The sequence below is a fragment of the Veillonellaceae bacterium genome (genome assembly GCA_025992895.1).
Lineage (GTDB): Bacteria > Bacillota > Negativicutes > Veillonellales > Dialisteraceae > Dialister.
On the sequence record DAJPGA010000001.1, the window covers coordinates 1,928,245 to 1,949,655 of the forward strand.

The window sequence follows — 21,411 nt, forward strand, 5'->3', positions numbered from 1 at the left end:
CTAGCCCTCCTGTTCATCGACGGCATCGTGTTCCACGTGATTTCTGTGGAGGTCACGATGTTCAATATTCACGTGGCCATACTTCTCCTTCAAATGATTTCCAAGCTTTTCCGTAACGAATACAGAACGGTGCATGCCGCCCGTGCATCCTACGGCGATCGTAAACTGCGTCTTGCCGGATTCCTTGAACTGCTCGACCATGAAATCCATGAAATCATAGAGCTTCGTCAGGAATTCCCCCGTGACAGGCGCCGCGCTGATGTAGTCTCCGACTTCCTTCACGCGCCCTGTCCAGTACTTGTATTTCTCTACATAGAAAGGATTCGGCAGGAAACGGACATCAAGCACCGTATCCGCATCAATCGGAATCCCGTATTTGAAACCGAAGGAAAAGACAGTGATCTGCATTTCCTTCTTGTGATTGTCGATGCCAAAGCGGTTGTTCAGGTATTCCTTCAGGTCTTCCGTCTTCATCGTCGTCGTATCGATGATGATATCTGCCTGCGCGCGGACGCCCGCCAGAATTTTCCTTTCCTGCTCGATGCCGTCCTGGATACGCATCGTCTTGGCAAGCGGATGCTGCCGGCGCGTTTCCATGTAGCGGCGAACAAGCGCTTCATCCGAAGCTTCGAGGAATACCACTTCATGCGGGATGCCGCGTTTTTCCAGTTCCTTGAGAGCCTGCGGCAGCGCATCGAAGAACGACCCGCCGCGGATGTCCGTCACGACAGCCACATGGCGCGTATTCGACGTGCTCTTCCAGCAGAGATCAGCAAACCTTGCTATCAGGATCGGAGGGAGATTATCCACGCAGTAATAGCCCATATCTTCCAGCTTCTGCATGAAATTCGTTTTCCCTGCTCCGCTCATTCCTGTAATAATGACAAAACGAAAATCATCCATTATCTCGCCTCCAGTACATACCGGGCAATGGCCTTAGCCACCCCGTCCTCATTATTGGAATCCGTCAGTCCCTTTGCCGCTTCCTTGGCAGAAGGAGAAGCATTCGCTACCGCAAAGGAAGACCCTGCTATACGGAGCATCGAAGCATCATTATTGCCGTTGCCGAAAGCCATAATCTCCGATGGCTCGATGCCATACGACTCAGCCAGCGCCTTCACTGCATTTCCCTTCGAACATTCCTTATTATTCATCTCGAAGAAGAAAGGCTTCGACTTCACCTGGCCCACCTTGTCCGCATAACCGGTGCGGAGCACGGACTCGATTTCCTTCATCACTTCCATATCATAATCACAGACGAGAATCTTCGTCGGCGCCTTCTTGGGCGTATAGAAATCATCGCCTGCCACATGCGCCTTCACGCCGCACTGCTTTTCATATGCATCCGTTCTTTCATCGCGGAACGGCACATACAATTCATCATCAATATATGTATGCGCATACCAGCCATGCTCACGGATCACAGAAAGGATTTCCAGTGCCAGATCGTAATCGATCCGTACATCACGGAGCACCTTCCCGCTTTCACAAAGCCCCGTCATGGAGCCCGTATAGCAGATCATCGGCACATCACCAAGACCGATCGCCTGTCCCCACGGACGCGCAGCCTGGAACATGCGGCCCGTCGCGATGACGATCTTCACGCCCTTATCCATCGCGCTCTTCAGGACCTTCTTTGTGTAGTCTGAAACAGAAATATCATCATGAAGCAGTGTATCATCCAAATCAATCGCTATTAGTTTGATCGCAGACATAAGTACCTCTTGTGTAAAATACAAAATCAAAATTTCCTAGAAATCTTTGATTCACCCTCCGTGAATCTTTTCATGTTTCCTATTATATCACAAAAGGAAACGCCCGAAGACGTGTAAATGAAATTTCAAAATTTTGTTTCTATTTTGAAAAAAGAAAAAGCCACCCGCGTACGGATGACTTTTTCCCTATTTCTTACTTCTTCAAAAGGCCGAGGCTGTTCAGCCACTGATTCATTTCCTTGTCATTTCCATCATAACGGAAGCCCTGTGCAAAGGAAGCGCCCTTTACGACCGTCTTCATATGCTCAATGCTCTTGTCAATGGAAGATCCGCCGCTGGTGCAGAAAGGAACGATCGTCTTTCCGGAGAAATCTCCGCTTTCAAGGAATGTGTCGATGATCATCGGTTCCTGGTACCACCAGATCGGATAGCCGACCATGATGACATCATACTTGGAAAGATCTGCTTTGCCTGCGATAGCCGGACGAGCATTGTCCTTCTGTTCCTGCTTAGCACGGTCCGTCGTAGCATCGTACTCACCCGGATATGGATCAGCCGCTTCGATACGGTAAATATCTCCGCCTGTCAGCCCCTGAATCTTTTCAGCAGCTGCCTTCGTATTTCCCGACCAGGAGAAATAAGCAATCAGCACCTTCTTGCCGGAAAGACTAGTCTGCTGCTGCGCAGTCGATTTTGCAGGCGTCGGAGATGCAGCACTTCCGCCGCAGCCTGCCGCCAGACCGAGTCCTAAAATCATGAAAATGACCATTAAAATCTTTTTGAAATTCATGTTCCACCCTCCCATGCTAAAAATAAAATCTTGTTATCTTCAATGTAATCCTGCATGGAAATGATGTCAAATACCCATCATTTATTGCCTGTCATGCCTTAAGTGTATGGATGAAAACGGAGGCGTCATCCAATTCCTTTGTCATGCGCTTCTGTTCATCCTTCGCCTGCTGCAGAGCCGTCTTCTGCTGGTCGAAGTCGGACTTTGGCACATAGCCTTCGTACTCCTTCAGAACCTTATCCGCCTGCGCATCCGTCAGGCCGAGCTCCTTAAGCTCTTCTTTCGTCATACACATTCCTCTCTTTCTTTAATAATGTTCTGCTGCATTCTCTTAAAAATTCATACAGCCCCACCCCCTTTCAGGGCATGAAAAAAGCACTCGTTTTGAGTGCTTACAGTTACTTTGTAATTATTTAAATGAATTCACAATTTCCAGCAGAAGGCCTCCACTGTCTTGGATTGCATTCCATGCTTTCCCCATGGTGCTATTTCGCTGAAGATACTCGATACCATCCGCCGTGATTTGGGCGTCTTTGTATGACTTCAAGGCCTTTTCCCTGCCTTTTCCCGGTATAGCTGTCTTCCCAATGATAACGCCGGTAACGTACCCTTTTCGAAGGAGTTCACTATAAATGAACATCAGATACCGTTCGTTGATGTTCACAGGGTATGCTTCCAAGGTCAGGAACTGTTTGTCAGATCGTTTACCATGCTTTAGGCACCAATAAAGGTGTGACAGCAGGTAATATGCTATAACGAAAAAATCATCCTTGTTCATGCCATCAGTTCCTATAATGTGAGTAATGTTTTAATCTGTAGTTTCTATTTGCATTGCCACCAGTTTTATAAGCGCCTCCAGCATTTATTTTCTCTTTATTCTGCATTATAATATAGGTAAAGGAAGGAAGCTGGAACCTCTGCCCATATCTGGCGGGGGGGCTGGTTTCCTTCCTTTTGGTATTTTAAGACTCTGATTTCTTACTGTTTCAGAAGTCCAAAGCTTTTGATCCAGTCTGAGAGTTCTTTATCATCGCCGTCATAGCGAAGTCCGTTTGTCACTGCTGCTTTTCCTGCAGAATCCTTCAGAATTCCTACGCTCTTATCGATGGGATAGCCGCCGCTCGTGCAGAAAGGAATGACTGTCTTTCCGGAAAGGTCATAGCTTTCAAGGAAGGTATTGATGAACATGGGCGCCTGGTAATACCAGATCGGATATCCTACGAAGATGACATCGTACTGTACCATATTGTCGACATGGCTTTTGACAGCCGGACGCGCATTGGTTTCGATTTCCTTCATGTCCCTTTCAAGGCAGGGATCATGCTCTGTCGGATACGGATCCGCCGGTTCAATGATGAATAAATCGCCGCCTGTCATATCCGCGATTTTCCCGGCAGCTTTCTTCGTCGTTCCTGTCAGTGAATAGTAAGCGACAAGCACTTTCTTTCCATGAAGATCCGGCGCCTGCTGGTTTGAAGAAGCTGGCGCCGGTGAACTGCTTTCAGCGCCGCAGCCAGCCGCCATCCCCAGGCAAAACAGCATGAGCAGTGCTATGATCCATTTCTTCATGACTTTGCTCCTCCTGCTTTTTCTACTTTGACTTCCAGCGTTCCGGACAATGCATCCAGCGCAGACTGCGGTTCATCGATATGTCCCAGGATGACGAGGTCGCCGATTCCGGAAGACTGCTCTTCCCCGTTTTTGAAAATGACGAAATTATGAGCCGGCGGCCAGAATGCAATATCTCCGTTCCTATATCCGTTCTGCACATCCTTTTCGCTGTACTGGACATTGATATTGTCCCCGCAAAAATCATTTCCCGAATCATTGATCTTCACCGTCATCGGAAGCTGCGAAAGAAGCGACTTGGCAGGTACTGAATCATTCAGCCACGCATGCATCTGTTTTCCATTCACAACCAGAATAACCGGTGTCTTTTCCGTATGTTCACTCATTCCTTTTCCTCCCTGTGCCATGGATACTACCGGCGCTTTGCTTTCGGCCGGCGCGCTCTGGCTGTTTCCACATGCTGTCGTCATGACAGCAGCCATCAAAGACAATGCCAATATGATCTTCTTCATAACCATGCTCCTTCCTTACCTCTCAAATCCTCTGGCATCATCGTATAATAATCGCAAATCCATGTCCAATGATTATATTTTATTCAAAAATATACGAATTACGCATGCTTTAACAAATGCAGCAAAGAAGAATACCAATAAAAAAGCACCCGTTTCCGAGTGCTGATTTTATTCATGCTCAAATTGCAGTCCATAGGGTCTAACCCTTCCATGGCATGCAGCAATACTTGCTGCTTCTGCCCTAATCATGGTGCTGTTCACCATAAGACTTTGCCTCTTAATAATGACAATGCACCTGCAATCAGGATAATAGCTCCTGCTATATACCATCTGTGCTCAAATGCGATGCATGCAGCAGAAATCACTACTAATAAAAATATGGCTTTGCCTCGTATGCTCTTCATCATTTTTATAAATAAGGTAAGACCGCCGCTTCCCCTGCCTTTTACCTTACACGGATTCACTTCCTTCGCCTCAATGATACATACTATTAGACCCTGTTTCTCCCATTTCGTCAAATATAAATTCATAGGGTGAGCCATTTAGGCCGGTGGATTTACACTCTGAGTGCAGACACTCTTAAGATATTCTTTTTTGAAAAGTGATGAATCCCGAAAGCTGCGAGTTTTTGATTTCAATCTGCATCCTGCAGACTCTCATTTCCTTTATTGGAAATTTTCTTGTCCATATAATGCTTCTTCACCCACAGAAGAGCAAATAATAAAATCATATTTTGTATGACTGAAGACATCGGGGTAGACAGTCCGATGTGGGACAAAGAAACAGGCTCCCATCTGCTCATCAGATAAGCAGCAGGAATACGAACACAGAATGCACCGATGATTCCCTGCACCATGACCAGTGTGGTCGATCCCATACCATTGAAGAAGCCCACCAGGCAAAACAGAAAGCAAGTGAGAATGCAATCAATGGAATAGGCTTTCAGATAATCAAATGCTGCCATGATGACTGGCTGATCATGCGTAAAAACAGCGGACATCTTGTCACCCCATAAGAGGGTTGCCATACACATGGCTGTACCGAAGCAAAAAGAAGTGATGATACCGTATCGGAGTGTTTTAAGTGCCCGTCCAAATTTTCCTGCACCGATATTCTGCGCAACAAATGCTGACATAGACTGCATGAATGCACTTGGCACAAGCATGATGAATGCACAGACTTTCTCTGCGACGCCAACTCCGGCACTTGCAGTAACACCGAGCGAGTTGACGATTGCCAGAATGACAAGGAAAGAAACGCTGACAAGAAAATCCTGAATAGCAATCGGTCCTCCGACACGGACAATTCTAACCAGGGGATTTCGTGCCAGTTTTATATATGCCCGTTCAAAATTGAAAGGAAGCGCTTTTCTGCGTATCAATACGAATGAAACGATCACGCTGATCAGCTGGGCAAGCACTGTGGCAATGGCTGCACCGGCAGCTCCAGGTCCGAAAACTGCCACAAACAATAAATCACCTAGGACATTAAACAAACAGGCAATACCGACAGCCAGAAGCGGTGTTTTGGAATCACCAAGGCCACGGAAGATACTGCCGATCAGGTTATAAGCAATGATGATCAGTGTACCAAGTCCGCATATGCAGATGTACATTTTGGTAGCTTCAAAAGCCTCTGCTGGGGCATTCATTAATGCAGCCAGTGATCCGCTTCCAAAAGCAATAGCCACTGTCATCATCACTCCGATAATACTGAACATGGCAATTCCCGTCCCAACGGTGCGGCCGGCATCCTGCGGCCGTCCAGAGCCAAGCTGCTGTCCAATCGTTACAGTGATTCCCATACTGAAACTCGTAATCAGATTCGTTATAACCTGTAATAACTGAGACCCGGTGGAAACCGCAGAGACATCTGTATTTGCCGCAAATTGCCCTACTACCAGAAGATCAACTGCACCGTACATCGCTTGCAGGAAGAGTGCAGCTAGTACCGGCAGCATAAACTTTAAGAGAGGTTCCAGGATTTTCCCCTCTGTAAACACTGCTGTTTTTGACGACATCAGTTCCTCCTCATGAAACTTGTATTAAAAAAGCTGGATAGGACACAGGCATCCCAGCCTGCATCTTATCCAGCTCGCCATTTCATAGTATTGTATGGCTCACCCTCCGATGAACAGAAAACATTTTACTATACTATATATCAAATATCAAGAGTTTATATCCATCGATAACTTACCGTTTATCATTTAACTTTGAATCATTTGGGTATAAAAAAGCGTCCACCTGAGTGAACGCTCTGGAACTATTAAATCTCAATTCCCTTTTCTTTTAACTTTCTATCTATTTCTGCCAATTTCGGATCATCATCAAGGTCTTCCAAATCTATGTCTGTAGAGTATTTCCAATAAGGTGGCATGTAAATATCATTTTCCTGTACTACGAAAGTCTCTTCTTTCTTAGTCTCTTCTTTTGGTTTCTTTTTTGTCATCTTGTGGCTGTCCTCCATACTTTTCTTATAAGAATTGTCTTTCACAGCGGCCACTTCCTTCGCGTAATGTCATGAATTTTCTGGATTGCTTCTGCATCTGTTTTCTTTATTCTAACTTCATTATACCCCTCTTTTTTTACATTCCAATAATCAAATAAAAGATTCTTTTATGCACATGGGGTCAAAGTGGGGTCAGAATTTAGATCAGGAATGTTCCGGTTCAGGTCCGTAGAGACGTTCCATCCCCTGGTGAGTTACGAGCCAAACCCTGCCGGATTTTCTGCACTCTTCCATTGTCAGTCGCGGAGGCCTTCCTTGTACTCCTGTACAGAGCTGTTTCATAGAGACAGGAGACTTTCCCCATCTTTGCGCAGCTTCGGGTGTCGTCATGATATCATTGAAATCGTACCTCACTGGAATCACCTTATTTCAAAACAGTTAAAACCAAAGCAATCACTGAAATTACAAAAGCCAAATAAAATATATTTCTCCGTTTGCTTAGATTAGCCAGGTTTTATATAATACGAATAGATTAACCGCCAGTGGCGGTGAGGGCTTCCGCCCTCAGGGTTCTTCCTTAATTGTTAGCCTTGTATAATGCAATCAATGCAACTGTCAGGTTTATGATTGCTGTTACAAGGCTTATTATTTTGTCCGATTCACTTTCTGGAAATTCTTCATAAATAAAGAGTTCAGCTTTGCTAAAAGAATCTCTTTTATGTCGAAGACTTTACTTTACAATTCCCAACCCCTATCGTTTTTTATATTGTTCCATGCACTATTTGCATCTATAATAAATATAGAGGATTTGCTTATCGTTTAGATAAAAGAGGTGGTTGGGATGTTTTTCTTCTATCTTTTCGCTTTTTCGTTCATATTCTTTATGGTACTTCAATTGTTCATAGATCCAGCGCTTCATCCGCTTGTATATTTATTTTTTATTTGTCTTCCTGCATTTTTGGGTATTATCCTTTCGGTTATTTCCGTTTTCAGAGAACAGAATTTGTCTTGGAAATACTTAGTTTTAATCCCATTTGCTGTTATTAGTGTGCTGACGAATATCATTTTGTAATTCCCGACTCTTTAGTGATTTCCCGGGTTAGTTTTGCATAATCAACCATTTCACTGATTGTCATGTTTAGATAAAAGCTGACTGGCTATTTCAGAAAAAGGACGTCATCAACAAAGTTGGAGGTGAGCAACATGAAAGCATTTTTTCAAGCAGTTGTATGCGTACTAAGTGATTTATTTGCTGTGTTTTCACTGTTGCCTTTATTACTCATTTTGCTCTTCTTGGCTGCAATTGTAACTATGCTTTTGTGCGCTATTATACTTCCGCAAAGTTACGTCTTCCCCGCCACTTTGATTGTAATGCTGCTTCTTATTATTTATTCTGTCTTAAACGTCTAGTTTCTACGACAAATAAGGAAATCCAAGCCCCTTCTGAAAAGGAGGAGCTTTTTGTTTCCGCCCTAAAAATCCGCTATTACAATCCCAGCGTATCACACACTTCTTTTGTCATCATAACGTCATTAATCATCTTCTCATCTCCAGCTTGCTATTGCAATTACAACCGCCAGCAGTAATGTAACCAGTGCAGTCATATCATAATTGCTCGCCCAAAATGTAACCGCGGAGCTGACCGCCATCAACAATGTTAAAATCTTGATTTTCATAATGCGTATCATAAGATATAATGAAACAAGGGATTTACAGGGAAGCGGTTGCTTCCCTTACCCTGTTTCTTATTTGCGTTTCAGCTTCTCGATGATTGTTATTGTGCCCAATACTATAGTTACAATCATTGAGATGATCTGAAGCGCATTCTTTATATCTTTACTATCTTCACCTCTATTCTAAACTATGTATTATACATTATAGCATTTGTATCCATAAAATTAATTGGAGAATTGCCATTTTCTTAGATTTTATCGATATTTTCACCATTTTGTAAAAAAGCTCTGTACCATGGAATACATCCTATGATATAGAGCTTTTTCTGTTTTCTCCTTATTTTTCTAAGGGGAATGTTAATTATGCCTTTTTCATCATCGTATTCCCATTGGCAGATATCCCATACCGGAATGCGTAAAGTGAGAATTCACAATGACAAGTTAACTGCCAAACCTATCTGTTGCAGCCCTAACACCTGTAATATAACTAAGACCTAAGCGCATTTGAAAAAGATTCATACACAGCCCTGACTAATATCAGAGTGCTCTTTTGTAACAATAGATTTTCATAGTGGCAATTCTCTCTATGTTTAATCCTGATCGAGTTTAATAATAGGTGCAATTTCGCCCAATGTTTTCCCGTTAAAGAAAGGCGTATTCATAGCCTGATCAATATCTGTCATTTTTTCGTATTTATCCCCATACCACACATCAAAATTGTGTGCATTAAACGGGTCAACTCCACATCTTTCCCCGTTATAGGTGAACGTTACCTCAGAAATAAGAGACTTGATTCTTTCTTGCAGCTCATTTTTATCCATGATATATCACCGTAATCCTTTCTCTATCGGTTAAATCCCTTTGGATTCTTTTAATCAGGTTACCGGAACTCATCATATATAATCACGTACATATTTGTCTTTTTCTTTGATGATGTGTTTTAGAAATTCTGTGATAATTAATGCATTGTAACTGTTTTTGCTTCTACCTTCATTTTATTCTCTATGAGATCAAAAGAAAAGACATAATAAAACCGCCTGCCATCGCAAGCGGTTTATATTTTTATTAAGTTGAACTCTTAATCATCGTCCCAGTTCGCGGGAACAGGAATCCAATCATAGGGGAATGGATCGTCCCAATCTCCTGGATACTCGCCAGGCTTACCGTCTTTTTTAGAAACAATAAATGTATGCCCTCCATAATGAACAAAGTTAGGGGGATAGGGAGAAAATATAAAGAAATCTTTGGCATCAGCATACTGCTTAACCTGTCGCCCCGCATAATCATTAACTATCTTTATGGCTTCCTTCAGGCTTAGTTCCATTTTTACCTCTCCTTTCACAGATATCATTTAACATATCAGTATCAATAGCAAGGTTATCAATACGTGCATATTCTATCTTTATTTTACTCTTGTTTCAGTGAAAGGGAAATGATTGCTTCGGGTAAAAATGCCGTAAAAAAGGCAAGGAAAAAGGACCTGTCCTCAGACAGATCCTCATTTGGCGGAGAGAGGGGGATTCGAACCCCCGTGACGGTATTCGCCGTCAACATGATTTCCAATCATGCACCTTAAACCGCTCGGACACCTCTCCATGCTGCTTTTCCCTGACCTTTCGGTCAGCCTGTATGAGCCGTGGTTCTCGGCTTTTTGGGCTCGTCAGTAACAACTGACTTAATTATTATACACATCAAAGCAGCATGTGTCAACGGAAAATTTACATTTTTTCGAAAATTTCCTGAAGTCTTTCGTTTTCCTTTGTTTCACCAAGGGCAAGGACGAGGAGAAGTCGGGCTTTCCAGCCGGAGAGGTCTCCTCCCAGGATAATGCCGCTTTCTTTCATGGAGAGGGCGCTTCCTTCGTAGCTGTATTCCTGCATGACGCTTCCGGAGGGGACGCGGGTGGTGAGGACTACGGGGATGCCCTGCTCGCGGAGGGCAAGGATTTCTTTTCTGCAGAGGGGCGGTACGTTGCCGCAGCCAAGGCCGTCTATGACGACGCCTTTGACGCCTGCTTTTCCTGCGCATTTGACGATTTCCCCATCCATACCGGACCATGCGGAGATGAGCCAGACGTTTGGTTCGATGGTTTCCGGATGAAGTCTTATATGGGGCATGGGTCTTCTTCCGTAAATGATTTCCTTGCCATAGACGGCGCCAAGGGGTCCGTAGTTCAGATCGCGGAAGGTGTCCGGATTGGTCGTATGGGATTTTGTGACGTCTTTGGCTGCGTAAATGCGGTCCTGCAGGCAGACGAGGACGCCCATGTCTTTGGACATGTCGTCAGCAGCAGTGCGGACGGCGGAGAGGATGTTTTCCGGGCCGTCGGCAGAAAGTTCGGAGGCTCCCCTCATGGCGCCTGTGACGCAGACTGGTTTTTCTGTTTTCAGGGACATGTCGAGGAAGAATGCAGTTTCTTCCAGTGTATCGGTCCCGTGGGTGACGACGAAGCCGTCTGCTTTCCCCTCTTCGGAAAGTTTGTCGATCAGATGAGAGAGGTCGAACATTTTCTCTGCGCTCATCCAGCCGCTCGGCACGTTGGAGAATTCGACGACGGAAACGTCTGCCCAGTCGGAAAGACCTGGAACGGCAGCAGCCAGATCTTCTCCGGATACGGCTGGAACGAGGCCGCCGGTTTCCGGGTCTTTTTTCATGGCAATCGTGCCTCCGGTTGTAATGACGATGATATGTTTTTTCATGATTTCATCCTTTCAATCGTTATCGGTTTTTATTATTGTATCACAGCCATACAGAGTCATCGCATGAGAAAAGGAGCGGATTTCTCCGCTCCCTTCCTCTGGATCGTGTTGCAACCTGTGAGGGTTGATATATGGCTACTGTTTTTTCTTTCCGCCCAGATAGGCCGCCATGACATCCGGGTTGCTGGCCACTTCCTGCGCAGGCCCCTCCATGACGATTTTGCCCGTCTCCATGACGTAAGCGTAATCGGCAATCTGGAGCGCTTTGCGGGCGTTCTGCTCAACCAAAAGAACAGTAGTACCCATTTTGTTAATGTCTTTGATTACATCAAAGATCTGCTGTACGACCAAAGGCGCAAGGCCCATGGAGGGTTCATCAAGAAGCATGACTTCCGGTCTGGCCATCATGGCGCGGCCGATGGCGAGCATCTGCTGTTCGCCGCCGGAGAGTGTGCCTCCGAACTGGTTTTGTCTTTCAAAAAGTCTGGGGAAACGTTCGAATACCTTGGAGAGGTCTTCGCTGATTCCCGCTTTGTCTTTTCTCTGGAAAGCGCCGAGCTCCAGGTTTTCACGGACGGACATGTTCTGGAGGATCTGGCGTCCTTCCGGTACGAGCACGACGCCGCCTCTGACGATTTCAAAGGGCTTTTTGCCGACGATGGATTCGCCTTTGAAGAGGACGTCGCCTGCGACTGGTTTCATGACGCCCATGATCGTTTTCATGGTCGTGGACTTGCCGGCGCCGTTGGCACCGATGAGTGTGACGATTTTTCCTTCCGGTACGGAGAGGTTGACGCCTTTCAGCGCTTTAATGTTCCCGTAGGAAGATTCAATGTTTTTCAGTTCAAGCAGCATCAGTTGTCATCCTCCTTCCCGAGGTATGCTTCAATAACCTGCGGATTGTTCTGCACTTCATCCGGCACGCCTTCAGCGAGTTTCTTGCCGAAGTTGACGACCATGACGCGGTCGCACAGACTCATGACGAGCTGCATGTCGTGTTCGATCAGGACGATCGTGATGCCGAACTTTTCGCGGATATTTCTGATCAGTTCTGTCAGGGCAGCTGTTTCGCTGTCGTTCATGCCGGCTGCCGGTTCATCCAAAAGGATGAGTTTCGGTTTCGTTGCCATGGCGCGGGCGATTTCCAGCTTTCTCTGCTTGCCGTATGGAAGCTCGGTAGCCAGGCGGTCTGCATCTTTATCCAGGCCGACGAAAGCAAGGAGTTTCATTGCTTCTTCGCGGGCTTCTTTTTCTTCCTTCTGCTGGGAAGCGGTGTGGATGATGCTGGCCAGGAGGCCGGATTTCATGCGGTCATGGACGCCGACCAGAATATTTTCCAGTACGGTCATACCGGTGAAAAGGCGGATGTTCTGGAATGTACGGGCAATGCCCAGGTTGATGATCTGGTAAGGCTTCTTCCCTTCAATGGACTGGCCGTTGAAGATGACGTCGCCTTCGGTGACCTGGTAGACGCCTGTGATCAGGTTGAAAATGGTGGTCTTGCCGGCGCCGTTTGGTCCGATGACGCCGTAGATTTCGCCTTCATCGACATGGAAGGACATGTTGGAAACGGCTGTCAGGCCGCCGAACTGTTTAACGACATCTTTCATTTCGAGCAGCATTAGTCATCTCCTCCTTCCACTTTGACTGGTTTTGCTTTTCTGGAGAATTTAGAGGAAATCCATTTCATAGCATCGTAAGACAAAATGCCGTCCGGGCGGAAGCCCATCAGGACGACGAGCATGATGCCGTAGATCATGTCTCTGTATTCAGAAAGAGCACGGAGGGATTCCGGAACGATGGTAAGGATGGCAGCGCCAAGGACAGAGCCCCAGAGGACGTTGCTGCCGCCGAATACGGTGTAAAGAAGGATGTCGACGACTTTGTGCCAGTCGAAATCGGTCGGTGTGATGAAGAATGTGGCATGTGCATAGAGTGCGCCAGCTACGCCTGCAAAGAATGCGCTGAAGAGGAATGCCATCATTTTGTAGTAAACAACATTGATGCCTGTCAGGGATGCTGCGTATTCATCTGCTTTGACAGCTGCCATCGCGCGGCCCACGCGGGAGTGTTCCAGTCTGTACCAAAAGGTAACGATGGCGATGACGATGAGGAGAAGGACGATGCACATCAGGAACTGGCCGCCTGTCTGGGAGTCCATTTCCAGAGCATCGAGAAGGCCCCAGTCGCTGGCATAGTCAGAAAGCGTGGATGCCATGGACGGAATGCCGGAGAAACCAAGCGCGCCATGCGTGATGGTCAGGTTCAATGCGATAACGCGGACGACTTCGCCAAAGCCCAGTGTCGCGATGGCCAGGTACAGGCCGCGCAGGCGGATGGTCGGAAGGCCGATGATCATGGCTACGAAAGCTGCCATGAGGCCGCCGCATAAGATGCCAAGAGGCATCGGGAAACCGTAATCAGCCGTCAGGATGGCTGAGGTGTAAGCGCCGAAGCTCATGAGACCTGCATTGCCCAGGGAAAGAATGCCTGTGCAGAGGGTCATGTAAATCGTCAATGCAAGTATAATGTTGATGCAGACGAAAGTGAAGACCTGCAGGAAATACCCGTTCAATAACTCTTCCATTACGGTCTGCCTCCTTTCCCTGCTTTGGAGAATAACCCTTCAGGACGAAGGAACAGAATCAGGATGATCATGCCGAATGCAACAGCGTCCCTGTAGGAGGATGCGCCGTATGCGACGGTGAATACTTCTGCAATGCCCAGAATGAAACCGCCGGCCATTGCGCCTTCTACGTTGCCAAGACCGCCCATGATGAGGACTGCCAGACCCTTGAGGCCCATAGCTGTGCCCATTGTCGGTTCGATGGCGTTGAAGGAAAGTCCGATCAGCACGCCAGCGGCTGCGCCCAGTGCGGATGCCAGCATGACGGTGAAGGTGATGATGCGGCCTGTGTTGATGCCAAGCAGGCCTGCTGTTTCAGCGTTTTCAGAAGTCGCTCTGACTGCTTTGCCGACTTTCGTACGATCAAGAAGCAGTGTCAGGAGGACCATCAGGACAACGGCCGTGCCAAGACTGATAATCTGGATGCCTGAAATCTTGAAGAGGCCCATATCCATCAGGCTGTTGTCGAATGTGGCCGGGAAAGACCGCGTCTGCGGACCCCAGACCATGAGCGCCACGCTTTCAAGGAACGTGGATACGCCGATTGTACTGATTAAAGGCGCAAGATGGGTGACCTTGCGGCGGCGGAGAGGACGGAGAGCAAATATTTCCAGTCCGTAGCCCAGTACGGCTCCGCCGATCATAGCACCGATAAGTGCAGGAAAAATTCCAAATCCTGCTTCTGTTACAAGAAGCAGTCCGATGTAAGCGCCCATCATGAAGATGCCGCCATGTGCCATGTTGACGATATTGAGTACGCCGAATACCAGCGTATAGCCGATGGCAATGACCGCATAGGCGCTTCCCAGCGTTAACCCGTTGACAAGCTGTTGAAAGAACACGATCTCTATCCCCTTTCTCAAATAGAAGGCAAGCCTTCTTCTCTTAACAGAACGAATGGTACAAAAAAGCCCCTGCTGCAATCTGGCGTCATTGCAACAGGGGCGAAAGGATTCGCGGTACCACCCTATATTTATCACTCATCAAACACTTTTGTACGCTGAAAGAATCGCACCTACTAAAAAACGCCCCTATTTCCGTCCGGAAATAGGGGCAACATGCGCGGTACCACCCTACATTATACTCAAGTGTTTTCATCCGTAACGTGGACAGACGCCTTCATCTACTTATTTCGACAAAGGAGCTCACGGGTGATATTAAATCCTGGAATGCACCGGTTTGCACCATACACCGGCTCTCTGAGGCATGGACCACAATTTACTTTGTCCCATTCATCGCTTTTCATATGCCTGTAACGCCGGCCGCGTCGAAAGCTAATCTGTTCACTTTCGAGAACTCCCGGGTGAGCTCGCATTGTGATGTCTGCACCGGCTTTCACCATCCGCCGGTTCTCTGGAGCATATTATCAGAATGCTTATCCCGATCCTTGCCATTCGTTCTGTCGTTATGGTTGATATTATACCCTTGCCAAATGAAATGTCAATAGATTTCTTTCGAATCCTGAAAAATCATTTTGGCGGGGCCATCTTATTGATAAATCGTATCTTTTCGTACCGCTTTTTCTTTTCTATGATACAATACAATTATCAATCAGGAGGCAATCCGCATTCCGCCGCCCTTTTTTCAAAAAAATTCCGCCGCCCTTTTTTCAAAAAAGGAACGGACGGGCTCTTTCAAAGGGGGAATTTCTATGCTGCAGCAGATCTCCATCTTCACTGCCAACCAGAAAGGCGCGCTGAGCAAGATCACGGCCATTCTGGAAAAGAACAATATCAACATTTACACGATGCTGGCAACCGACAGCGCTGAATTCGGCATCGTACGCCTCATCACGGACGACGCTGAAAAATCAGAGAAAGCACTGAAGGATGCAGGCTACCAGTGCCGCCTCGACCGCATCATTGCCGTCGACATGGCATCGGACAAACCTGGCACACTGAATCACATCCTCGCTGATCTCAATGATGCCAATGTCATGATCCGCTATCTCTACATTTCCTTTGACCGCCAGACCGGCACGCCGATCGCCGTCTTCAATACGAATGATTCCGAAACGGAGACATTCCTTCGCGGCAAGGGCTACAAACTGCTCGACACACTGTAAGACATGTATTCAAAAGTCCGGCCGCTTTCGCAGCGCCGGATTTTTTTCAGGGCCCATGGTATATAGAAGCATACCATGTATCATATTTTTGCGTACTTGGAATCCATTTTCACTCTGACTATAATGAAAACAGGAAATGGAAATGAAAGGAGTCATGATGACAAAGGATATCGATGAAAACACGCTCTGCCTTTCGGAAAAGGAAAAAGCATTCCTGAAGGCCGAGGAAGAACGGATGGGCATGAAACTCAAAGAGCTCGTGAGCCCTCCTGTTTACAATATGTGCTTCGCCTGCGGATCGGCGAATCCGATCGGGCTGCACCTTCATTTCTTTGCCATTCCTGACGGATGCATTTCCTTTTTCACGCCCAGAAGAGAACACCAGAGCTACAATGACCGCATGCACGGCGGACTCATCATGACGCTGATGGATGAAGTCATGGGCAATTACTTATTTCTGACCGGCGGCGTCCCCGCTTATACCGGCAAGATGGAATCCCGCTTCCGCTCCCCCATCCTCATCGGAGAGACGGTCGAGATCCGCTGCCATGAAGAAAAGCGCAGGGGACAGCTCGTCATTATGACGGCCAAGATCATCAAGGAAGACGGCACGGAAGCTGCCGAGGCTGTATCCCACATGATGCTTGAACCGCCTTTGAAGGGATGATGCATAATGGCAAAGGAAGAAATTATTCAGAAAGTCAAGGAAACAATGGAAGCACCGAGCTGCTTTGCAGGATTAAAAGCTGTCTGCCAGGAATACCTGGATGCTCAGGGGAGCGGCAAGGAAAAGGAAGCTGCTGAAAAGCTCTCCGCTGCTTTGAAGGACTGCGTCCAGTCCATCGACACTGTCATCCCCTTCTTCAAGTCCGAAGACGGCGTCAAGTACTTCGGCAAGGAAACTGCCGCTGCTCTTGCAAAGGCTGCTGATGAAGCCAAGGCAAAGGGCACGAAGTACTGCATCTGCCCGGCATGCACCGCCGGCGGATACCTGCTCGACCATATCCATGAACTGTAATGCAATAAAAAATGCATTGAAAAGAGGCTGTGAATCCGGTGATCCGGTTCACAGCCTCTTTTTATGCCCCGCCGCAAGGGCCTTACCCGCTGTTATCCGAAAGGGTTGCGGCGAATACACTTCCATATCTTTCCATCTCTTCGTAAGCCCTTTCGCTTGGAGTAAACACTTCCCTTTTCTCTTCCTTCAGACTGTACTTCTTCAGGAAATCCTGCATGCTGACGGGCTTTGAATAATAGAAGCCCTGGAAATAATCACAGCCCATCCTTTTCAGACCGTCAACCATCTCCTTCGTCTCGACGCCTTCCGCCACGACCTTGAATCCCATGCGGTGCATGCTCTGGATCAGGTTTGGCAGGTACGAATCCGGATGCGCGAAGTGGCCGCGTACGAGGGACATATCGATTTTGATTTCTTCAAAAGGAATGTCCTTCATGCGGGACGCGTTCGAGAATCCCGTACCATAATCATCGAGAACAAGATCAAATCCCATATTTTTCAGAAGGCCCACCTGCTTGAATCCGGCGGAATTCAAGGCGCCCTGTTCCGTGAGTTCGAGGCGGACTGTCGATACCGGCACGCCGTAGCTTTCACGGATGTCATTCAGGCGTTCTGCCAGACGACGGCGCAGACACTGCACTGGCGCCACATTGACGTGTACCCACTTCATGCCGCATGCTTCGAGACCGCCGTCACGGATGAATTCGCATACCTTGGCGAAAACCTGCTCGCCCAGGATGCTGACCGCACCCGTTGCGGAAGCCATATCGATGAACTCGGCAGGTCCCACGATGGACCCGTCCTTGTCCTTCATGCGCACAAGTGCTTCAGCGCCTTCCACACGACCGGAGGACGCTTCCACAAGTGGCTGCAGGAACACTTCCAGAGAATTTCCCGCAAGAGATTCTTCAAGAAGTCCGCGTACATGGAACTGGCGTTTCACGCGTTCCTGGTACCCTTTGTCAATGATGACGTCTTCATGCTTCGGAGAATCAGCAGCTTCGAAAGCAATGCCGATGCACTGCTTCAGCTCATCCACGCTGCTGAAGACAAGCGTATCATCCAGAAGGCAGCAGTTGATGTCGAAGTAAGCGATCTTGCCATCCCTTCCCCAGGGCTTTCTGAATCGCTCATGCACCTTGCTGACTTCCGCTTCCAGATCCATGGGCAGCGTCGAAATGATGAAGAACCGGCCGCCTCCCATGTAGAAGAGGTACTGCTTTGAAAACTCCTGCCTGAGATACTTCCCGAAATATCCCAGGAAACTGTCTACGAATGCACTGCCATAGGCCATGCGGCATTCATCATAATCACGAATGACGAAGCCGAATCCTTCGAAATCATTCTTCTTCAGAAGCTGCCTCATGATCATGCGGAAAGCTTCTCTCGTCATAAGTTCCGTCTTATGGTCGAGCAAGAGGTCCGGGTTTCTGACCGTCAGGTAAATGACCGCGATGCCCATCGTGAAGCTGAAGGACAGAAACAATTCCTGCCAGTAATATCCTTCCAGAAGGATACCGGCCATGATGAATGCGCCTGCAGTGAGGATTCCCTCCACCTGTCCCTCATTGTCCTCTGTACGGAAAACAAGCGCCGTAGCAAGGCAGAGCACCAGGTAGAAAATAAGGAATCCATAGAAAAGAGGATACAAGCTTCCTTGATGGATACCTGTCTCAGGATCGACACTGATCATCGAACCGAAGAACTGGGACACAAGGATCACAAGCACCATCGGCAGAACAGGGACCGCGGCAAGCCTCATCCACTTCGGATTGATGCGGTCGCCTGCATGAAGTGTTTCCATCACATAACGGAAACCATTATAAGCCGCCAGAAGAACGAAGAGATGGTAACCCACGTTCAAGCCATATATGACCGGAACCGGAGTCGATTTCCATCCCGCACACGCGGCTGCCGAAAGAATACCTGCAATCATTGCTGCCAGATTGAAGTACATCAGGTTCGTGAAGTACATGGTGTCTTTCAGGGGAAGCTTTCTCTTCCGCATGTAATAAACCAGAAACAAAACCTGGACCGGAATAGCAGCCAGGGCGAAATCTATGTCCCAGCCTCCGAATAATTCCATGATGGATTCCATCTTTCTCACCTTCTCCCGTCAAAAATCCCATGGCAGGAACATGCGTGAAGTCCCCTTTCATCTCAAATTATACGCTAAAAATACAAAAATAATAATAAAATATGATAACTAATATCTAAAATTTCTATATCACTTATGTTAAAGTTATATCTGTTATTCTCAATATGTTTCGATAGTTATAGAAGTTGACTATGTAAATTTTTTCAGAAAATATCGATGAATTTTTATCTGTTTTCTCTGATTTAGGCGCACTTTATTCTCAATCGTATTATTGAACTTTCTCTGTATTCCTATTTATCTGCCTTTTATTTTCTCAATTGGCCTTCCTAACTATATCGATAATATTTTGTACGATATTACAAATGTAAACACGTGATTACAATAAGAAAGAAAAACCGCTGTTCCCCTTAGAAAGGACAGCGGTTTTTCTTTGTATCAAGTACGATTACATCCTTTGATTTTTCGTCAAGTCAGGAGTGCTACAATCAGCGGACCCATGACAGTCAGGAGGATATTGCCAACGGCATAGGAAGGTGTATAGCTCAATGCAAAGACACTGGAGTTCGTCTCTTCAACAAGGCCGTTCAGTCCGGCAGTAATGGTTCCTGCTCCAGTCAGTGCGCCGAAGATATCAACCGGATCCATATGAAGGACGAAGCGGCCGAAGAACACGCTGATGAGATGAGGAACGATGGAAAGGACAGCGCCGATGATGAATACCTGCACGCCCATTGTCTTAAGGGCAGCCAGGAAGTCCGAACCGGCGGAAAGTCCGACGATGGCAATGAATAGGTTCAAGCCGACACTCTTGAGGAACCAGCGTACAGCAGAAGGAATGAGGCCCATGTTCTGGTGCTTGCTCTGGTACCAGCCGAAGAACAGGCCGGCAAAGAGGGCGCCGCCGCCAGAACCCAGGGTAATCGGCACATGGCCGAGCGTAATCGTGACAGCACCGATCAGAAGACCGATGACGATGCCAAGGGACATGAAGCTGACATCCGTGCTGGTGCCTGTATCCTTGACGTAGCCCAGCTGTTTCTGAACCTTGTCGACCATCTTGGGAGGGCCTGCCAGGACGAGCTCATCCCCCACCTTGAATGTATCGGCAGCGGAAAGGGCAACGCCGTTTCTTGCTGCAGACTCAAGATAAATACCGAGGACCGGCAGCTGATGGATGATGCTCTCATTGAATCCCTTTGTCAGGAATACCATCTTCTTCACAAGCGGAAGGGAAAGGCTGTCTGCATCAATAATTTCCGTCGCACCGGATTTCTCGATGGCAAGCATGGCTTCCAGAGATCCCATGAATGTCACGTGATCCCCTGTCTGAAGAACGGTATCGCCCGTGACCGGGATTTCCTTCCCTGCGCGGATGAGCTTTTCAACGGTCAGAAGATCCTTCTGCTCTGTTTCGATCTGGCTGACCGTCTTTCCGTCAAAGGAAGCATTGGCATCGACAGCAAAGGCGCGTGCTTTGATAAGGCTCACGATATCGCTGCCAGGACCGCCTTCTTTGTAATTGATAGCTTCGATTTTCTTCTTAGTGGCTTCCTTCAGATTGACGCCGCAAAGCATCGGAGCAATGTTTCTGATAAAGATGATGACGCCGATCGTACCGAAGACGTATGTCAGCGCATAAGCGACAGCCATGTTGCTCTGCGCCTGCGTCAGGGCCGCGCCGGATAAGACTTCCTTCAGCGAGGAGTCCGCCGTACCGAGGACTGCCGACTGCGTGAGGGCGCCGGAAACGATGCCTGCTGCTTCGCCGACTTCGACATGGAAAGCCTTGAAGAGGCCATATGCCGTCAGAAGGCCGACAGCGGCAAAGAATACGGAGAAGATGACGATCTTCAGCCCCGATTTTTTCAAACTGTTGAAGAAAGCAGGCCCGACTTCATAACCGATGGCAAAGATGAAGAGTGAGAAGAAAATCGTCTTCACAAGACCGGATATATCGAACTTGCCGATTGGTGCCACGCAGAAGCTGACGAAAAGTCCGGTCAGAAGGGTGCCGACCGTAGCGCCGACAGTGAAGGAGCCGAATTTAAGTTTTCCCAGCCAGTAGCCGATGGCCAGGCAAAGGAAAATGGCAAGGGCGGCATTGTCGAGAATGTACCGGCCGATGTCGGTCAGCCCCACAGCCGCGAAGCTGTGCGTGAACTCGAGCGCTTCCTGTGATAACAGAGCAAGCGACATAG

22 protein-coding genes, 1 tRNA gene and 1 other annotated feature are annotated in these 21,411 nt (G+C 47.6%); of the genes, 3 read left to right on the forward strand and 20 right to left on the reverse strand.

From position 1 onward, the window contains the following. From rapZ to OIM03_08525, 18 genes are all read right to left on the reverse strand, one after another. Positions 1 to 903, reverse strand: a complete 903-nt coding sequence (gene rapZ, locus OIM03_08440; GenBank protein HJI74288.1) for an RNase adapter RapZ — start codon at positions 901 to 903, stop codon at positions 1 to 3. Beyond that, on the reverse strand, positions 903 to 1,715 hold the full coding sequence (locus OIM03_08445; GenBank protein HJI74289.1) for a Cof-type HAD-IIB family hydrolase: 813 nt from the start codon (positions 1,713 to 1,715) through the stop codon (positions 903 to 905). Before OIM03_08445 ends, rapZ begins: the two co-directional genes overlap by 1 nt. A 193-nt stretch (positions 1,716 to 1,908) precedes the next feature. Then, a complete protein-coding gene (locus OIM03_08450; protein ID HJI74290.1) occupies positions 1,909 to 2,505 on the reverse strand; it encodes a flavodoxin in 597 nt (198 codons plus the stop codon). A gap of 91 nt (positions 2,506 to 2,596) precedes the next feature. After that, positions 2,597 to 2,794, reverse strand: coding sequence for a hypothetical protein (locus OIM03_08455; GenBank protein HJI74291.1), 198 nt, complete (start codon positions 2,792 to 2,794; stop codon positions 2,597 to 2,599). A 120-nt stretch (positions 2,795 to 2,914) separates the two neighbouring features. After that, positions 2,915 to 3,283, reverse strand: coding sequence for a YjcQ family protein (locus tag OIM03_08460; GenBank protein ID HJI74292.1), 369 nt, complete (start codon positions 3,281 to 3,283; stop codon positions 2,915 to 2,917). Positions 3,284 to 3,483: 200 nt separating this feature from the next. Further along, positions 3,484 to 4,074, reverse strand: a complete 591-nt coding sequence (locus tag OIM03_08465; protein HJI74293.1) for a flavodoxin — start codon at positions 4,072 to 4,074, stop codon at positions 3,484 to 3,486. After that, a complete protein-coding gene (locus tag OIM03_08470) occupies positions 4,071 to 4,586 on the reverse strand; it encodes a cyclophilin-like fold protein (GenBank protein HJI74294.1) in 516 nt (171 codons plus the stop codon). Before OIM03_08470 ends, OIM03_08465 begins: the two co-directional genes overlap by 4 nt. 634 nt (positions 4,587 to 5,220) lie before the next feature. Further along, complete coding sequence (locus OIM03_08475; GenBank protein ID HJI74295.1) at positions 5,221 to 6,606, reverse strand: MATE family efflux transporter; 1,386 nt, start codon at positions 6,604 to 6,606, stop codon at positions 5,221 to 5,223. Positions 6,607 to 6,851: 245 nt separating this feature from the next. Further along, positions 6,852 to 7,034 carry a hypothetical protein gene (locus OIM03_08480; GenBank protein HJI74296.1) on the reverse strand — a complete coding sequence of 61 codons (183 nt, stop codon included), beginning with the start codon at positions 7,032 to 7,034 and terminating at the stop codon, positions 6,852 to 6,854. Between the two features lie 204 nt (positions 7,035 to 7,238). Then, a complete protein-coding gene (locus OIM03_08485) occupies positions 7,239 to 7,424 on the reverse strand; it encodes a helix-turn-helix domain-containing protein (GenBank protein ID HJI74297.1) in 186 nt (61 codons plus the stop codon). A gap of 1,873 nt (positions 7,425 to 9,297) precedes the next feature. Further along, on the reverse strand, positions 9,298 to 9,528 hold the full coding sequence (locus OIM03_08490) for a hypothetical protein (protein ID HJI74298.1): 231 nt from the start codon (positions 9,526 to 9,528) through the stop codon (positions 9,298 to 9,300). Between the two features lie 257 nt (positions 9,529 to 9,785). Further along, a complete protein-coding gene (locus OIM03_08495) occupies positions 9,786 to 10,031 on the reverse strand; it encodes a hypothetical protein (protein HJI74299.1) in 246 nt (81 codons plus the stop codon). Between the two features lie 179 nt (positions 10,032 to 10,210). After that, a tRNA-Ser gene (locus OIM03_08500) sits at positions 10,211 to 10,302 on the reverse strand. A gap of 123 nt (positions 10,303 to 10,425) precedes the next feature. Further along, positions 10,426 to 11,406 (reverse strand): asparaginase, encoded by a 981-nt coding sequence (locus tag OIM03_08505; protein HJI74300.1) that lies wholly within the window; start codon positions 11,404 to 11,406, stop codon positions 10,426 to 10,428. A gap of 135 nt (positions 11,407 to 11,541) precedes the next feature. Next, positions 11,542 to 12,264 carry an ABC transporter ATP-binding protein gene (locus OIM03_08510; GenBank protein ID HJI74301.1) on the reverse strand — a complete coding sequence of 241 codons (723 nt, stop codon included), beginning with the start codon at positions 12,262 to 12,264 and terminating at the stop codon, positions 11,542 to 11,544. Further along, on the reverse strand, positions 12,261 to 13,028 hold the full coding sequence (locus tag OIM03_08515) for an ABC transporter ATP-binding protein (protein ID HJI74302.1): 768 nt from the start codon (positions 13,026 to 13,028) through the stop codon (positions 12,261 to 12,263). The genes OIM03_08510 and OIM03_08515 overlap by 4 nt, the downstream gene beginning before the upstream one ends. Further along, positions 13,028 to 13,993, reverse strand: a complete 966-nt coding sequence (locus OIM03_08520; protein HJI74303.1) for a branched-chain amino acid ABC transporter permease — start codon at positions 13,991 to 13,993, stop codon at positions 13,028 to 13,030. The genes OIM03_08515 and OIM03_08520 overlap by 1 nt, the downstream gene beginning before the upstream one ends. Next, complete coding sequence (locus tag OIM03_08525) at positions 13,993 to 14,874, reverse strand: branched-chain amino acid ABC transporter permease (protein HJI74304.1); 882 nt, start codon at positions 14,872 to 14,874, stop codon at positions 13,993 to 13,995. The genes OIM03_08520 and OIM03_08525 overlap by 1 nt, the downstream gene beginning before the upstream one ends. A gap of 95 nt (positions 14,875 to 14,969) precedes the next feature. Then, positions 14,970 to 15,277 (reverse strand) — a binding site (T-box leader). Between the two features lie 406 nt (positions 15,278 to 15,683). On the opposite strand from OIM03_08525, the gene OIM03_08530 reads away from it, so the two are divergent. The 3 genes from OIM03_08530 to OIM03_08540 all read left to right on the forward strand — a co-directional run bounded on the left by OIM03_08530 (position 15,684) and on the right by OIM03_08540 (position 17,115). Continuing rightward, positions 15,684 to 16,097, forward strand: a complete 414-nt coding sequence (locus OIM03_08530; protein ID HJI74305.1) for an amino acid-binding protein — start codon at positions 15,684 to 15,686, stop codon at positions 16,095 to 16,097. 136 nt (positions 16,098 to 16,233) lie between these two features. Continuing rightward, a complete protein-coding gene (locus OIM03_08535) occupies positions 16,234 to 16,764 on the forward strand; it encodes a hotdog fold thioesterase (protein ID HJI74306.1) in 531 nt (176 codons plus the stop codon). A 6-nt stretch (positions 16,765 to 16,770) separates the two neighbouring features. Next, on the forward strand, positions 16,771 to 17,115 hold the full coding sequence (locus OIM03_08540; GenBank protein ID HJI74307.1) for a heat-shock protein Hsp90: 345 nt from the start codon (positions 16,771 to 16,773) through the stop codon (positions 17,113 to 17,115). A gap of 82 nt (positions 17,116 to 17,197) precedes the next feature. On the opposite strand, the gene OIM03_08545 is transcribed toward OIM03_08540, so the two are convergent. Both OIM03_08545 and aspT read right to left on the reverse strand, forming a co-directional pair. Then, the gene (locus OIM03_08545) at positions 17,198 to 19,201 is read right to left on the reverse strand and encodes an EAL domain-containing protein (GenBank protein ID HJI74308.1); all 2,004 of its coding nucleotides are present in this window, start codon (positions 19,199 to 19,201) and stop codon (positions 17,198 to 17,200) included. A gap of 477 nt (positions 19,202 to 19,678) precedes the next feature. Then, complete coding sequence (gene aspT / locus OIM03_08550) at positions 19,679 to 21,409, reverse strand: aspartate-alanine antiporter (GenBank protein HJI74309.1); 1,731 nt, start codon at positions 21,407 to 21,409, stop codon at positions 19,679 to 19,681. Between the last annotated feature and the right edge of the window lie 2 nt (positions 21,410 to 21,411).

Coding starts and splice junctions, on each gene's coding strand:
- OIM03_08455 (HJI74291.1), bottom strand. CDS start 2,794: ATGACGAAAGAAGAGCTTAAGGAGCTCGGCCTGACGGATGCGCAGGCG.
- OIM03_08535 (HJI74306.1), top strand. CDS start 16,234: ATGGAAATGAAAGGAGTCATGATGACAAAGGATATCGATGAAAACACG.
- rapZ (HJI74288.1), bottom strand. CDS start 903: ATGGATGATTTTCGTTTTGTCATTATTACAGGAATGAGCGGAGCAGGG.
- OIM03_08450 (HJI74290.1), bottom strand. CDS start 2,505: ATGAATTTCAAAAAGATTTTAATGGTCATTTTCATGATTTTAGGACTC.
- OIM03_08495 (HJI74299.1), bottom strand. CDS start 10,031: ATGGAACTAAGCCTGAAGGAAGCCATAAAGATAGTTAATGATTATGCG.
- aspT (HJI74309.1), bottom strand. CDS start 21,409: ATGTCGCTTGCTCTGTTATCACAGGAAGCGCTCGAGTTCACGCACAGC.
- OIM03_08505 (HJI74300.1), bottom strand. CDS start 11,406: ATGAAAAAACATATCATCGTCATTACAACCGGAGGCACGATTGCCATG.
- OIM03_08485 (HJI74297.1), bottom strand. CDS start 7,424: ATGACGACACCCGAAGCTGCGCAAAGATGGGGAAAGTCTCCTGTCTCT.
- OIM03_08540 (HJI74307.1), top strand. CDS start 16,771: ATGGCAAAGGAAGAAATTATTCAGAAAGTCAAGGAAACAATGGAAGCA.
- OIM03_08460 (HJI74292.1), bottom strand. CDS start 3,283: ATGAACAAGGATGATTTTTTCGTTATAGCATATTACCTGCTGTCACAC.
- OIM03_08475 (HJI74295.1), bottom strand. CDS start 6,606: ATGTCGTCAAAAACAGCAGTGTTTACAGAGGGGAAAATCCTGGAACCT.
- OIM03_08470 (HJI74294.1), bottom strand. CDS start 4,586: ATGAAGAAGATCATATTGGCATTGTCTTTGATGGCTGCTGTCATGACG.
- OIM03_08445 (HJI74289.1), bottom strand. CDS start 1,715: ATGTCTGCGATCAAACTAATAGCGATTGATTTGGATGATACACTGCTT.
- OIM03_08520 (HJI74303.1), bottom strand. CDS start 13,993: ATGGAAGAGTTATTGAACGGGTATTTCCTGCAGGTCTTCACTTTCGTC.
- OIM03_08530 (HJI74305.1), top strand. CDS start 15,684: ATGCTGCAGCAGATCTCCATCTTCACTGCCAACCAGAAAGGCGCGCTG.
- OIM03_08515 (HJI74302.1), bottom strand. CDS start 13,028: ATGCTGCTCGAAATGAAAGATGTCGTTAAACAGTTCGGCGGCCTGACA.
- OIM03_08480 (HJI74296.1), bottom strand. CDS start 7,034: ATGACAAAAAAGAAACCAAAAGAAGAGACTAAGAAAGAAGAGACTTTC.
- OIM03_08490 (HJI74298.1), bottom strand. CDS start 9,528: ATGGATAAAAATGAGCTGCAAGAAAGAATCAAGTCTCTTATTTCTGAG.
- OIM03_08465 (HJI74293.1), bottom strand. CDS start 4,074: ATGAAGAAATGGATCATAGCACTGCTCATGCTGTTTTGCCTGGGGATG.
- OIM03_08545 (HJI74308.1), bottom strand. CDS start 19,201: ATGGAATTATTCGGAGGCTGGGACATAGATTTCGCCCTGGCTGCTATT.